Genomic DNA, 12,440 nt, shown 5'->3' on the forward strand with positions numbered 1-12,440 from the left:
GTTTTTTTGTTCCGACGCAGCAGCGCAAAAACTGCTTACTGAATCTTCGCGTTCTTACGCAGGCCTTCTTCGAACGCCTGCAGCTTTTCCTGCTGGATTTGCTGCACGATCTGCGGACGCACTTGCTCGAGCGGCGGCGGCGCGATGTTGCGCACGTCGTCGACACGGATGATGTGCCAGCCGAATTGCGTATGCACCGGCGTGTCCGTCATCTGGCCTTTCTGCAGATGCGTGGCCGCGTCCGCGAATTCAGGCACGTAGGCCTTCGGATCCGACCAGTCCAGATCGCCGCCGTTCTTGCCCGATCCCGGGTCCTTCGAGAATTGCTTGGCAAGGTCTTCGAAGCTTGCGCCGGCCTTGATCTTGGCGATCAGATCCTTGGCTTGCTGTTCGTTGTCGACCAGGATGTGGTGCAGGTGATATTCCTTGCCGCCCGCGTCCTTGATCAGCGCGTTGTAACGCGCGGTGACTTCGGCGTCGGTCGGCGTGTTGTTCTTCACGAAGTCTTCGATCAGCGCGCGCAGCACGACGGTTTGTTGCGCGACGGAGATTTGCGCCTTGATATCCGGACGATTCGGCAGGCCGCGGCGCAGCGCTTCCTGCATCAGGATCTCGCGGTTCACCAGCTCTTCGCGCACGGCCATTTGCAGTTGCGGCGTGTTTTGCTGGCCTTGATGAACCAGTTGATCGATCAACGCGTCGGCGCGTGCTTTCGGAATCGGCGTGCCGTTCACGACGGCGATGTTCTGTGCGAATGCAGGTGCGGCCGCAAATGCAGCCAGCAATACCCAAAGGCGGGTTTTCTTCAAGGTCATCGAAAGGTTTCCTAGCGGGGCAACAAAGCAAATTCTTCGGGCGTATACGCCGTGATTGCAAGGGCGTGAATGCCGCGCTGCATGGCATCGGCCAGCGCATCATACACCATGCGATGCCGCGCCACGCGGGCTTTCCCGGCGAATGCGGCAGCCACGATCGTGACAGAAAAATGACCGCCGGCGGACGCGCCCGCGTGGCCCGCGTGCTGCGCGCTGTCATCCGTGATCCGGATCGAGGCGACCGGCGCGAGCGCCGCGGTGAGGCGCGCCTCGATCAGCGCGGCGCGCTCGGCGGTCGTGGCGTGCATGAACACATCGCTCGTCATGTCATTCTTCCTTCATATACTTCGACAGCCACAAACTCTGTCCGACGATGAATACCACCAGGCACCCGGTGGCGCCGAACAGCTTGAAATTGACCCACTGGTCGGTCGTGTAGTTGTACGCGACGAACAGGTTCACCAGCCCCAGCAGCACGAAGAAAATCGCCCAGACGATGTTCAGCTTGCCCCAGATCGCGTGCGGCAGCGTGATCTGCTTGCCCATCATCGCTTCAATCAGGTTCTTGTTGAAGGCCAGTTGCGAGATGATCAGCGCGACCGAAAACGCCCAGTACAGCACGGTTGGCTTCCATTTGATGAACGTGTCGTTGTGCAGCACGAGCGTCGCGCCGCCGAAGACGGTGACGACGCCGAGGCTCACCCACAGCATCGGATCGACCTTGCGGTGGCGGAATGCCACCCACGCGATCTGCACCAGCGTGGCGACGATCGCCACTGCCGTCGCCGTGAAAATGCCCCAGATCTTGAAGGCGACGAAGAACAGGATGATCGGGAACAGATCGAACAGGAATTTCATTATCTGGTCGGGAATTCGGAGAGTGGGTTGGAGAGTCGGAGAATTGGGGACGCGGCGCGGGGCGCCCGGCGGCAGGGATGCTGCTTAAAACCCGCCGCGGCAGCCGGGAACGGCGCGTTGCGCCATTCGAAGCATGATTGCCGCCCCGGGTCGACCGCCGGGTTGACCGGTTTGCAAGCCGGATGAAGGGTGTCGCGGCCGGCGCGCGCCTGATGACAGACGCCGGCCGCGCATCATTCAACGGGCGCCGGACTCCGCGCTGCGTTACTTGGGCTCGAATTGTAACGCAGCCGAATTGATGCAGTAACGCAGACCGGTCGGCGCCGGTCCGTCTTCGAACACGTGGCCCAGATGTGCGCCGCAGTTCTTGCACTGCACTTCGATGCGCAGCATGCCGTGCGTGCGGTCGGTTTTCTCGGCGATCACTTCGCCGTTGATCGGCTTGAAGTAGCTCGGCCAGCCGCAGCCGGCGTCGAACTTGGTGTCCGATTCGAACAGCGGCGTGCCGCAGCAGACGCAGTCATAGATGCCGCGGTCCCAGTGGTCGTGATAGCGGCCGGTGAAGGGGCGCTCGGTGGCCGCGTGGCGCGTCACCTGGTATTCGATGTCGGAGAGCTGTTCGCGCCACTCGGCGTCGTCTTTCTGCACGGCGGGGGCGCCGGTGTTGAGGTCGTCGGGCTTGTTCATGGTCGGGGTTCCTGTCTCAAGATTGTTCTGGGGGCTCGTCACGAAGAGCAACTCACTTCCAGCGAGCTGGCCCAATCCGGCGGCAGCCCCGCATACGCCTCGCTTTCCGGCTGCTCGTCGAACGGGCGGCGCAGGACGGCTGCCAAACGCTCCACTTCGGAGAAGTCCTTCTCTTTCGCTCGGCGGATCGCCGTTTCTGCCAGATGATTGCGAAGTACGAATTTGGGGTTCACTCGGTTCATTGCAATGGCGCGCGCGGCGTCGTCGCGTGTTTCTTCGGACAGTCGCACGCGATAGTCGTTCACCCACGCGTCGAATGCGGCGCGGTCGAGGAACAGGTCACGTACCGGCGCGTCGTCGCTCGCATCGTGTTTGGAAATGCGCGCCAGATTGCGGAAGGTCAGCGTGAAATCCGCACGGTTGGCGTGCATTACTTCGAATAGACGGTTGATCAAGGTGTCGTCACCGTCGCGCTCGCTTTCGAGGCCGAGCTTGGCGCGCATGCGTTTCTCCAGCGCCGGCGCGAAACGCTCCTTGAAGCCGCCGAGCACGCGCTGCGCGTCTTCGATCGCCTTGTCGCCACGCACGCTTTCCTCATGCTTGACACCCAACAGCGGCAGCAGACCCTGTGCGAGGCAAAAGAGGTTCCAGTACGCAATCTGCGGCTGCATCTTGTACGCGTAGCGGCCTTGCGAGTCCGAGTGATTGCAGATGTAGCCGGCGTCGAAGCCGTCCATGAAACCGAACGGGCCGTAGTCGATCGTGAGACCGAGGATCGACATGTTGTCGGTATTCATCACGCCGTGGCAGAAGCCCACGGCTTGCCATTCGACCATCAGATCGGCGGTCGAATTCACGGCTTCATTCAGCAGCGCGAGATACGGATCGTCGGCTTCGCGGCAATGCGGATAGAAGCGCTCGATCACATGATCGGCGAGCGCGCGCAGTGCATCGACGCGATCGTTCGAATAGAAATGCTCGAAGTGCCCGAAGCGCACGAAACTCGGCGCGACGCGCGTGACGACCGCCGCGGTTTCGACTTCCTCGCGGCGCACTGGCTGGTCGGAGCCGATCACGCACAGCGCGCGGGTGGTCGGAATGCCGAGGTGATGCATCGCTTCCGAACACAGATATTCGCGGATCGACGAACGCAGCACGGCGCGGCCGTCGCCCATACGCGAATAGGGCGTGCGGCCCGCGCCTTTGAGCTGCAGCTCGAAGCGCTGACCATTGTGTTCGACTTCGCCGAGACCGAGCGCGCGGCCGTCGCCGAGCTGGCCCGCCCATACGCCGAACTGATGCCCCGAATACACCGACGCATACGGCAGCGCTTCGGAAGGCCACTCACGCGTGGCGTTGCCTGAGAACAGTTCGGCGAACCCCGGATCATTCTGGAGCCCCGGCTCTAAACCGAGCAACGCGGCGGTCTCTGCGGAGAACCCAACCACGTAGGGCGCACTCAGCGGCGCCGCGGGCAGCCGTGTCAGAAACACGCTGCCGAGCCGCGCAAATGCGCTTTCGGGCGAGGTGATCAGTGCGTCGGAAAGAGCCGCTAAAGGCCCGGATAACCCTGCAATGCTTGGGGAAAACGACATGTTGAGCGCCTCTGGATTAACCGATATTGTAAGTCCGCGCCCGCGGAGGTGCTGGCCGGCTGTTAGGCCGAGGTTTAGCCAGACACGCGCCTGCGTGCCGGACGTCTTCTGCCGGAGCGCGTCTGGCGCCGCTTCAGCGCACGCCGCGCGGACTCGCCGCAGCGTTTCGTGCGATTCAAACGTGACTCAAACGGAGCGCGCCGCGCGGCCCCCGAGCTACAACCCCAATGACGCAAACAAGGCGAGGAGACCTCTCTTTATGACGACGCCGCTGCTTGGCCAGATGATGGACGTGCCGCTCACCGTGTCCTCGTTGCTCGCGCATGCCGCGCGGCATTTCGGCGACACCGAGATCGTGTCGCGGCGCATCGAAGGCGACGTGCATCGCTACACCTACCGCGACTGCGAAAAGCGCGCGAAGCAGCTGGCGCAGGCGCTGATCGCGCTCGGCGTCGAACCCGGCGAGCGGGTGGCCACGCTGGCCTGGAACGGCTACCGGCATCTGGAAGCGTATTACGGCACGACCGGCTTCGGCGCCGTGTGCCACACCATCAATCCGCGGCTCTTTCCCGATCAGATCGCCTACATCGTCAACCACGCCGACGACGCCTACGTGCTCTTCGACACCACGTTCGCACCGCTCGTCGATGCGCTGGCGCCGCAGTGCCCCAAAGTGCGCGGCTGGATCGCACTGGCCGATGAAGACCATCTGCCGGCAATGCAAACGCCGGTGCTGAGCTACGAAACCTTGGTGGAAGCGCAGGACGGGAATTACGATTGGCCGGCCATCGACGAACGGCAGGCATCCTATCTTTGCTATACGTCCGGCACCACCGGCAACCCGAAAGGCGCGCTGTACTCGCACCGCTCGACCGTCCTGCACGCGTTCGGTGCAGCGCTGCCCGACGCGATGAGCCTGTCCGCGCGCGACTCCGTGCTGCCGGTCGTGCCGATGTTCCATGTGAACGCCTGGGGCATCCCGCATTCCGCGCCGCTGACTGGGGCGAAGCTGGTCTTTCCCGGCAAGGATCTCGACGGCAAATCGCTGTATGAATTGATGGAAAACGAACGCGTCACGTATTCGGCCGGCGTGCCGACCGTGTGGCTCGGCTTGCTCAACTACCTGCGCGAAGCCAAGGTGCGTTTCTCTTCGCTGAATCGCACGGTGATTGGCGGCTCGGCTTGTCCGCCGGCCATGCTGCGAGCTTTCGAAGATGAATACGGCATACAGGTGATCCATGCATGGGGCATGACGGAAATGTCGCCGCTCGGCACCTTGTCGAAATTGACGTGGGAGCAGAGTCAGCGGCCGTTGGCGGAGCAGCGCAAATTGCTCGAAAAGCAAGGCCATGTGCTGTACGGCGTCGATATGAAGATCGTCGGCGAAGACGGGCGCGATCTGCCGTGGGACGGTGTGGCGTTCGGCGATCTGCACGTGCGCGGCCCTTGGGTGATCGACCGGTATTTCCGCAAGGACGATTCGCCGCTGGTGGACGGCTGGTTTCCGACTGGCGACGTCGCCACCATCGACCGCGACAGCTTCCTGCACATCACGGATCGCTCGAAAGACGTGATCAAGTCGGGCGGCGAGTGGATCAGTTCGATCGACATCGAGAACGTCGCGATCGCGCACCCGGCGGTGGCCGAAGCCGCGTGCATCGCCTGCGCGCATCCGAAATGGACCGAACGGCCATTGCTGGTGATCGTCAAACGGGCGGGTTTCGACGTGACGCGCGAGGAACTGCTCGCGTTCTACGACGGCAAGGTGGCCAGATGGTGGATTCCCGACGACGTCGTCTTCGTCGACGAACTCCCGCATACGGCCACCGGCAAGCTGCAGAAGCTCAAACTGCGCGACATTTTCCGCGACCACATCCTGCCGTCCGCGCTCGAAGACGAGAAGGATTGCCCCCTGACTCCGCTTGCCAGGGGAAACCCCGTCTAACGATAAATTGAACGAGCGTGCTTTTTTGTGTATTCTGCCTGCTGACCCCGGGGAAATCGGAGCTAAAGTCGGACAATGAGCCGACTCGATCAACCGGACAGGCGGCGCGTCATGCGCCGCCTCATCGCACGGAGGCAGGCAGATGGCAGTGGACTACACAACTCATGACGGCGTGGCCGTCATCACGCTGAACAATCCCCCCGTAAACGGTCTCGGCCTCTCGACTCGAGCCGGTATCGTCGAAGGGATCGAGCGCGCGCAGAACGATCCGGCCATCAAGGCGATCGTGCTGACGGGCGCCGGCAAAGCCTTTTCGGGCGGCGCCGACATCACCGAATTCAACACGCCGAAGGCGGCCCAGGAGCCGACCCTCCATACGGTTATCAAGACCGTCGAGGGCAGCGCCAAGCCGGTTATCGCCGCGATTCATAGCGTCGCGATGGGTGGCGGGCTGGAACTGGCGCTCGGCGCGCACTACCGCATCGCCGCATCCGGCGCGCAGATCGCGCTGCCGGAAGTGAAGCTCGGCATCCTGCCGGGCGCGGGCGGCACGCAGCGTCTGCCGCGCGCAATCGGCCTTGAAGCCGCGCTCAACATGATTGTCTCCGGCGCGCCGGTGATGTCGGAGAAGCTCGCCGACTCAGGCCTGTTCGACGAAGTCGTGGAAGGCGATCTGGCTGAAGCCGCGCTCGCGTTTGCCCGCAAGGTCGGCGCGAAAACGGGCCCGCATCCGAAGGTGCGCGACCGCAAGATCGAGCATCCGAATGCCGCCGGTTTCATCCAGTTCACACGCAATACGGTCGCGGCGATGGCGAAGAATTTCCCGGCGCCGCTGAAGTGCATCGACGCCGTGGAAGCGGGCGTGCAGAGCGGTTTCGACAAGGGCCTTGCATTCGAACGCGAATGCTTTATCGCGCTCGTGCAGACGCCGGAAAGCCACGCGCTGCGTCATGCGTTCTTCGGCGAACGCGCCGCGAGCAAGATTCCCGATGTGCCTTCCGATACGCCGGCACGCGACATCAAGCAGGTGGCCGTGATCGGCGCCGGCACGATGGGCGGCGGCATCGCGATGAACTTCATCAACGCGGGCATTCCGGTCACGCTGCTGGAAACGAAGCAGGAAGCGCTTGACCGCGGCATCGCCACGATCCGCAAGAATTACGAAGCCACCGTCAAGAAAGGCAAGCTGAAGCCCGAAGCGCTGGAACAGCGCATGGCCTTGATCACGCCGACGCTCTCCTACGACGACCTGAAAAACGCCGACCTGATCGTCGAAGCGGTGTTCGAGGAACTCGGCGTCAAGGAGCAGGTGTTCAAGCGTCTCGACGAAGTGGCGAAGCCCGGTGCGATCCTGGCCTCGAACACGTCGACGCTGGATGTCGACAAGATCGCCGCGTACACGTTGCGTCCACAGGACGTGGTCGGCATGCACTTCTTCAGCCCGGCCAACGTCATGAAGCTGCTTGAAGTGGTGCGCGGCAAGGACACGGCGAAAGACGTGCTCGCCACCGTCATGAAGCTTGCGAAGAAGATCAAGAAGACCGCGGTGGTCTCGGGCGTGTGCGACGGTTTCATTGGCAATCGGATGATCGAGCAGTACATCCGCCAGGCGCTCTTCATGCTCGAAGAAGGTGCGCTGCCCGCGCAAGTGGACAAGGCGATCGAGAAGTTCGGCTTCGCGATGGGCCCGTTCCGCATGAGCGACCTCGCGGGTAACGACATCGGCTGGGCGATCCGCAAACGCCGCTATCAGGAACATCCTGATATGCACTACTCGAAGATCGCCGATCGTCTGTGCGAGACGGGGCGCTTCGGCCAGAAGACCGGTGGCGGCTGGTACGACTACAAGGCGGGTGACCGCACTGCGTATCCGTCGAAAGTGGTCGACGAGATGATCTCGACCTTCTCGAAGGAAGCCAACACTGAGCGCCGCAAGATCAGCGACGAAGAAATCGTCGAGCGTCTCGTGTTCGCGCTCGTCAACGAAGGCGCGAAGATTCTCGAGGAAGGGATTGCGTCGAAGGCGTCGGACATCGACATGGTTTATCTGACCGGCTACGGCTTCCCGCTCTATCGCGGCGGTCCGATGCTGTACGCGGATACGGTCGGCCTCTACAACGTCGAGCGCGCGATTCGCCGCTATGCATCGCGCCCGAATGGCGACGCCTGGCAATTGGCGCCGAGCATCGCGGAGCTCGCGGCCAAGGGCCGTGGGTTCAACGGCTGAAGCGCCGCCGCTCAGGCGAAATGAGTGAAATGAATGAAGTGGGGCGGCTGAGCGATCCGCCAGCGCGCCCACCATCACCATCTGGAAGGACCAGCCAACTGGCATGGGACCCGAGTAAGAGCTTTGCATGGGACCCGAGTAAGCGCTAAAGCGCTAACTCGGGTCGACAGCTAAAGCGCCAACTCGGGTCGACCGCTTTGCATGGGACCCGAGTAAGCGCTAAAGCGCTAACTCGGGTCGACATAGGAGAGACATATGACTGACGCCGTAATCGTATCGACCGCCCGTACGGGCCTCGCCAAATCATGGCGCGGTGGTTTCAACATGACGCACGGCGCGACGCTAGGCGGCCATGCGACACAGGCCGCTGTCGAGCGCGCGAAGCTGGACCCGGCGCGCATCGAAGACGTGATCATGGGCTGCGCGAATCCGGAGGGCGCGACGGGCATGAACATCGCGCGCCAGATCGCACTGCGCGCCGGTTTGCCGGTTAGCGTGCCGGGCATGACGGTGAACCGTTTCTGTTCGTCGGGTTTGCAAACCATCGCACTGGCCGCGCAACGCGTGATCGCCGGTGAGGGCGATGTGTTCGTCGCGGGTGGCGTGGAATCGATCTCGTGCGTGCAGAACGAGATGAACCACCATATGCTGACCGAAGGCTGGCTCAGCAAGAACAAGCCGGAAATCTACTGGTCGATGTTGCAGACCGCCGAGAACGTCGCGAAGCGCTACTCGATCTCGAAGGAACGTCAGGACGAATACGGCGTGCGCTCGCAACAGCGTGCCGCGGCTGCACTCGAAGCCGGCAAGTTCAAGGACGAGATCGTGCCGCTGACGGTGCTGGCCGGTGTCGCCGACAAAGCGAGCGGGCGTCTCTTCACGAAGGAAGTCACGGTCAGCGCCGACGAAGGCATTCGTGCCGACACGACGCTCGAAGGCGTGTCGAAGATTCGTACCGCGATGCCGGGCGGCGTGATCACCGCGGGCAATGCGAGCCAGTTCTCGGACGGCGCGTCGGCTTGCGTCGTGATGAACGCGAAGGTCGCTGAGCGCGAAGGGCTGCAACCGCTCGGCATTTTCCGCGGCTTTGCGGTGGCCGGTTGCGAGCCGGACGAGATGGGTATCGGCCCGGTGTTCGCGGTGCCGAAGCTGCTCAAGCAGGCAGGCCTGAAAGTCGAAGACATCGACCTGTGGGAGCTGAACGAAGCGTTCGCGGTGCAGGTGCTGTATTGCGCCGACAAGCTCGGTATTCCGCACGACCGCCTGAACGTGAACGGTGGCGCGATTGCGGTGGGTCACCCGTATGGTGTGTCGGGCGCGCGTTTGACCGGCCATGCGCTGATCGAAGGCAAGCGGCGCGGTGCGAAGCTGGTCGTCGTGACGATGTGCATCGGCGGCGGCCAGGGGGCGGCGGGCCTGTTCGAAGTGGTTTGATCAGGCGCGAGAGCGGGCTTGATTAAAAGCGGGTGTCGTGTGGTTCGGTGCGATGTGACGTGCAGGCATTGAATCCACGGCACCCGTTTTTTTATCCGGGTGGGTTTGGCTCGCCTCGGCCGCGGGCAAGAATCACCGGCATCGACTGGCGGCACGGACCGAGCCGCATCAGGGCAAAGCAGTACCGAGCGTCGGCAGGCTTAACGTACCTTGATCGACGAAGCGTGTCGTGCCTGTCAGGCCACCGGCGAGCTTGCCGCGCAGGATGTACGGAATCTGTCCCGACTGCGCGGAGTCCGCTTGCACGGCGCCTGCGAAGGCGAACGCCTGGCGAACCGCGGCGAAGGCGGGCACCGTCAGCGGTACATTGACGACCGTTTCGCCGAAGCGCGGCACGGTGCCGCTCTGATCGCTGACACCGCTGGCGAACGGCTTGCCGTTCAGTTCGAGAGCAAGCGACACGCCGTCGAAGTTGACAGCGGATTCATTGGGATTCTGTACGCGCAGTTTGACATTGAAGCGCATCTCCAGGCCCTGACCGTCGACCGGTTCGATGCCGGCCACGCTCACGCGCAAAGGGTCGCCGCCGAACAGACCGGCGCAGCCGTTGAGCGTCAGCGTGATGACGGCGAGGATCGCGGCCAGACGGGCGTGACGGCGGGACAGCAGTACGCGAAAGAAGAACATGACCGGCACCTCGAAGGAAGCGGGTTGGGTCATGCATTGTAGCGGGGTGTTCCGCGGCAGCAGAGACGTTTCAGGTGACGCGCTGCAGCTGCGTTTTGACGAGGTTCGTCAGCTTGCGCACGGCTTGACTGATGAAGCGGTGCCGCTCGTTTTCAGCGCGCCGTGGCTCGACGACGAACGCGGCGGATTTCGCATGCGCTGTGCTGATCGACACGACGCCGCGCTGTGGCGTGATATAGCGTTCGCCTTCACGCAGCGTGATCGACGTGACTGGAACGGCGTCTCCCAGCCACGCCAGCGAATGATCGCGGAAGTCGAGTCGCAGATTGCCTTCGACGGCCACGATCGAGGTTCGTGCGCGCAAATCGTGCACGGCCATCTGACCGGCGGCAACGCGCGAGGTGGCGGCATCGTGAGGCAAACCCGTGCGAGGTTGAGTGATGGGCATGACCGATTCCCTTAAACCGTTTTCATGCCACACAGCTTATTGAGTCCGTCCGAGTGAAAACAGGCGCAATAATGGACAATGTGAACCGGTACAAGGCGGGGTTTAAACATGCTGTATCGGTTGGAATCTCGCGGATGTGTATCTGTCCCTACGCCCTAACTATCCGCACCATCGGCTCATGAGCACTTCTACCTCGATACCCGACGCACAAGCGGCGACGTGCACGGAAGCGTCGCCCGCCGACGGCCGGCCCACGGATGGCCGCCCCCTCTACCGCCAACTGGCCGACCAATACCGCCGCGCGATCGATAACGGTGCGCTGCGTCCCGGCGATCGCATGCCGTCGATGCGCGCCTTCATGCAGCGGCACGGCGTGAGCCTCGCAACCGCGACCGAGAGCTATCGAACACTGGAACGCGCCGCGCTGATCGACGCCCGGCCACGTGCCGGTTATTTCGTGCGCGCCCGTCAAACCGCAGCGCTGCCCGAGGCAACCGAGCCCGACCTTGCGGTCGTGCCCGGCGCCGCGCAGTTCGTCGGCATCCATTCGGCGATTTCGGCGATCGTGTCGAAATTCCAGCGCTATCCCGACGCGCTGAACCTCGGCGGCGCGACCGCATCGCCCGATCTTTATCCCACCGACGCATTGCAGAAGGCCGCGCTGCGCGCCTTGCGCCGACGGCCGACCTTGCTGACCGCGGCCGGATCCGATCAGGGCGATCCCGAACTGCGCGCCATCATTGCGCGCCGTGCGCTCGACGCCGGCATCCAGATCGGCGCGGACGACGTGATCATGACCCACGGCGGCATCGAGGCGGTGAACCTGGCCTTGCGCGCGGTCACGCAGCCGGGCGACACGGTCGCGGTGGAATCGCCGTGCTTCTTCGGCTTGCTGCAGGCGCTGGAAAGCCTAGGCCTGCGCGCGCTCGAAATTCCGGCCAGTCCGACTACCGGTATTGCCATCGAAGCGTTGGCGTTCGCGCTGCAAACGCATCCCGACATCAAGGCGGTCGTGGTCGTGCCGAATCTGCAGAACCCGCTCGGCAGCGTGATGCCCGATGCGCACAAAGCACGGCTCGTCGAACTTTGCGCGCGAGCGGGCATTCCGCTGATCGAAGACGATCCCTACCGCGAACTCGCCGACACCGGGCAGCCGCCCAGATCGTTGAAGGCCTGGGATACCGACGGCACGGTGATCCATTGCACGTCGTTCAACAAAACGCTCGCTCCGGGCATGCGGGTCGGCTGGATCAACGGCGGACGCTGGCATCCGCGCATCGGCATGCTGAAGTTCGCGCAGTCGCGCCATAACGAGCAGTTGTCGCAAGTCGTGCTCGCCGAATTTCTGGAAACGAATGCGTATGAACGGCATCTGCGGCGTTTGCGCGACCGTCTGCGGATTCAGCGCGAACGGATGGCCGCTGCTATCGCCGCATCGTTTCCCGAGGGCACGCGCTTCACGCCGCCGGGCGGAGGCATGTTTTTCTGGATCGAGCTGCCGCGTGACGTGTCATCGGCTGCTTTTTTCGATGCGGCTTTGGACGAAGGTATTCGCGTGATGCCGGGCACGGTGTTTTCGAACGCAGGGCGCTTCGATCATTTCATTCGCCTGAGTTGCCCGAGTACGGATCTCGATCAGGCCGATGACGCGGTGCGCAGGTTAGGGCGTCTGGCGGCGCGGAGGGTAGCGCATGCGCGAACGCCGTAGCGGTTATGATTTCCTGCTGTGCTAAGTCCCGGCCCA

General features: G+C 63.1%; 11 protein-coding genes. 4 read left to right on the forward strand and 7 right to left on the reverse strand.

Annotated elements, in window-relative coordinates; genetic code table 11:
• Positions 1-35 precede the first annotated feature (35 nt).
• The 5 genes from M0D67_RS14005 to M0D67_RS14025 all read right to left on the reverse strand — a co-directional run bounded on the left by M0D67_RS14005 (position 36) and on the right by M0D67_RS14025 (position 3,955).
• A complete protein-coding gene (locus M0D67_RS14005; RefSeq protein WP_154559243.1) occupies positions 36-815 on the reverse strand; it encodes a peptidylprolyl isomerase in 780 nt (259 codons plus the stop codon).
• A gap of 11 nt (positions 816-826) precedes the next feature.
• Positions 827-1,141: a BolA family transcriptional regulator gene (locus tag M0D67_RS14010; protein WP_054042675.1), complete on the reverse strand. Its 315-nt coding sequence runs from the start codon at positions 1,139-1,141 to the stop codon at positions 827-829.
• Between the two features lies 1 nt (position 1,142).
• Positions 1,143-1,673, reverse strand: coding sequence for a septation protein A (locus M0D67_RS14015; RefSeq protein ID WP_154559244.1), 531 nt, complete (start codon positions 1,671-1,673; stop codon positions 1,143-1,145).
• A gap of 264 nt (positions 1,674-1,937) precedes the next feature.
• Positions 1,938-2,360, reverse strand: a complete 423-nt coding sequence (gene msrB / locus M0D67_RS14020) for a peptide-methionine (R)-S-oxide reductase MsrB (protein ID WP_154559245.1) — start codon at positions 2,358-2,360, stop codon at positions 1,938-1,940.
• A gap of 38 nt (positions 2,361-2,398) precedes the next feature.
• Positions 2,399-3,955 carry a YdiU family protein gene (locus M0D67_RS14025; RefSeq protein ID WP_266238945.1) on the reverse strand — a complete coding sequence of 519 codons (1,557 nt, stop codon included), beginning with the start codon at positions 3,953-3,955 and terminating at the stop codon, positions 2,399-2,401.
• 259 nt (positions 3,956-4,214) lie between these two features.
• Here M0D67_RS14025 and M0D67_RS14030 point away from each other — a divergent pair, with 259 nt between their 5' ends.
• From M0D67_RS14030 to M0D67_RS14040, 3 genes are all read left to right on the forward strand, one after another.
• Positions 4,215-5,900 (forward strand): 3-(methylthio)propionyl-CoA ligase, encoded by a 1,686-nt coding sequence (locus M0D67_RS14030; RefSeq protein ID WP_171925717.1) that lies wholly within the window; start codon positions 4,215-4,217, stop codon positions 5,898-5,900.
• A gap of 142 nt (positions 5,901-6,042) precedes the next feature.
• Positions 6,043-8,127 (forward strand): 3-hydroxyacyl-CoA dehydrogenase NAD-binding domain-containing protein, encoded by a 2,085-nt coding sequence (locus tag M0D67_RS14035; RefSeq protein ID WP_171925716.1) that lies wholly within the window; start codon positions 6,043-6,045, stop codon positions 8,125-8,127.
• 255 nt (positions 8,128-8,382) lie between these two features.
• Positions 8,383-9,561, forward strand: coding sequence for an acetyl-CoA C-acyltransferase (locus tag M0D67_RS14040; RefSeq protein WP_154559249.1), 1,179 nt, complete (start codon positions 8,383-8,385; stop codon positions 9,559-9,561).
• A gap of 168 nt (positions 9,562-9,729) precedes the next feature.
• Here M0D67_RS14040 and M0D67_RS14045 read toward each other — a convergent pair whose 3' ends face one another.
• Positions 9,730-10,248, reverse strand: coding sequence for an LEA type 2 family protein (locus M0D67_RS14045; RefSeq protein WP_154559328.1), 519 nt, complete (start codon positions 10,246-10,248; stop codon positions 9,730-9,732).
• 70 nt (positions 10,249-10,318) lie between these two features.
• Positions 10,319-10,696: a hypothetical protein gene (locus M0D67_RS14050; RefSeq protein WP_171925715.1), complete on the reverse strand. Its 378-nt coding sequence runs from the start codon at positions 10,694-10,696 to the stop codon at positions 10,319-10,321.
• 178 nt (positions 10,697-10,874) lie between these two features.
• Here M0D67_RS14050 and M0D67_RS14055 point away from each other — a divergent pair, with 178 nt between their 5' ends.
• Complete coding sequence (locus M0D67_RS14055) at positions 10,875-12,404, forward strand: PLP-dependent aminotransferase family protein (protein ID WP_216674156.1); 1,530 nt, start codon at positions 10,875-10,877, stop codon at positions 12,402-12,404.
• The last annotated feature ends 36 nt before the right edge of the window (positions 12,405-12,440 follow it).

Source organism: Paraburkholderia sp. SECH4 (genome assembly GCF_030511745.1).
GTDB lineage: Bacteria > Pseudomonadota > Gammaproteobacteria > Burkholderiales > Burkholderiaceae > Paraburkholderia > Paraburkholderia madseniana.